We start from the raw sequence: 1,433 nt of genomic DNA, 5'->3' as shown, positions 1-1,433 counted from the left end.
ACCGCCGACATGAACTGCTCGGCTTCACGCACATCGGTGGTGAAGATGCACGAGGACAGGCCTTGCGGCACGGCGTTGTTCAGACGCAGGGCTTCGTTGAAGTCGCTGTAACCGACCACGTACAGAATCGGCGCGAAGGTTTCGTGGCAGACCACGTCACTCTGTTCCGGCATTTCGACGATGGCTGGCGATACGTAGTAGGCATTCGGGAACTTGTCTTGCAGTTGACGCTTGCCGCCGAACACCTTGCCGCCTTCGCTCAATGCCTGCTCCAGCGCGTCCTGCATGTTCTCGAAGCTTTGCTTGTCGATCAGCGGGCCGATCAGGTTGCCTTCCAGCGGATGGCCGATGCGCACTTTGGAGTAAGCGGCTTTCAGGCGAGTGACGATTTCTTCTTTGACTGACTCATGGGCAATCAGGCGACGCAAGGTGGTGCAACGCTGGCCGGCGGTGCCGACGGCGCTGAACAGAATCGCACGAACGGCCATGTCCAGGTCGGCGCTTGGGCCCAGGATCATCGCGTTGTTGCCACCCAACTCGAGAATACTGCGGGCGAAGCGTGCGGCGATTTTCGGCGCCACTTCGCGCCCCATGCGGGTGCTGCCGGTGGCGCTGACCAGCGCGACACGCGGATCATCAACCAAGGCTTCGCCGGCATCGCGACCGCCGATGATGACCTGGCTCAGGTGCGGCGGTGCGTCGCTGAAGTTCTTCAGCACGCGATCGAACAGCGCCTGGCAGGCCAGGGCGGTCAGCGGGGTTTTCTCCGACGGTTTCCAGATCACCGGGTTACCGCAGACCAGCGCCAGCGTGGCGTTCCAGGCCCAGACCGCGACCGGGAAGTTGAACGCACTGATCACGCCAACCACGCCCAGCGGATGCCAGGTTTCGCGCATGTGGTGGCCAGGACGCTCGGAAGCGATGGTCAAGCCGTACAACTGACGGGACAGACCGACGGCGAAATCGCAGATGTCGATCATCTCCTGAACCTCGCCCAGACCTTCCTGGGTGATCTTGCCCGCTTCCCACGACACCAGCTCGCCGAGATCGGCCTTGTACTCACGCAGGATGTCGCCCAGTTGACGCACCAGCTCGCCACGGCGCGGCGCCGGCACCTTGCGCCACAGCTCGAACGCATGATCTGCGCGACTGATGTGCTGCTCGACTTCAGCGGCGCCTTCCCAGTTCACGGCGGCGATGCGACTGCCGTCGATGGGCGAATGCACAGGCACTTTGCCGTTCTGGTACAGGGCCGGGTTTACACCAAGACGATCAAGCAATGCGGCAACCATGGGTCACTCCTCAAGCAAAAAACGGAACGGGTGCAGTCGCAGCAACACGACTGATCAGACCTGTAGTTTTAGCGCCACGCAGGTTACTCAACAAACGACCATTAAGAGAGATATCATTCCGTTTATTCATGCTGTGCATTG

At 61.0% G+C, this 1,433-nt stretch carries 1 protein-coding gene; it reads right to left on the bottom strand.

The genetic code is table 11. The features are described 5' to 3' along the window. On the bottom strand, window positions 1-1,292 hold a 1,292-nt coding region (locus D8V06_RS02430; protein WP_130930377.1), incomplete at its 3' end, for an aldehyde dehydrogenase family protein. Window positions 1,293-1,433: the final 141 nt, after the last annotated feature.

The sequence above is a fragment of the Pseudomonas sp. Sample_24 genome, assembly GCF_004307605.1.
In the GTDB taxonomy this organism is placed as follows: Bacteria; Pseudomonadota; Gammaproteobacteria; order Pseudomonadales; family Pseudomonadaceae; genus Aquipseudomonas.
Note: the sequence above shows the minus strand (reverse complement) of the source record. Positions and strands in the feature narration are given on the sequence as shown.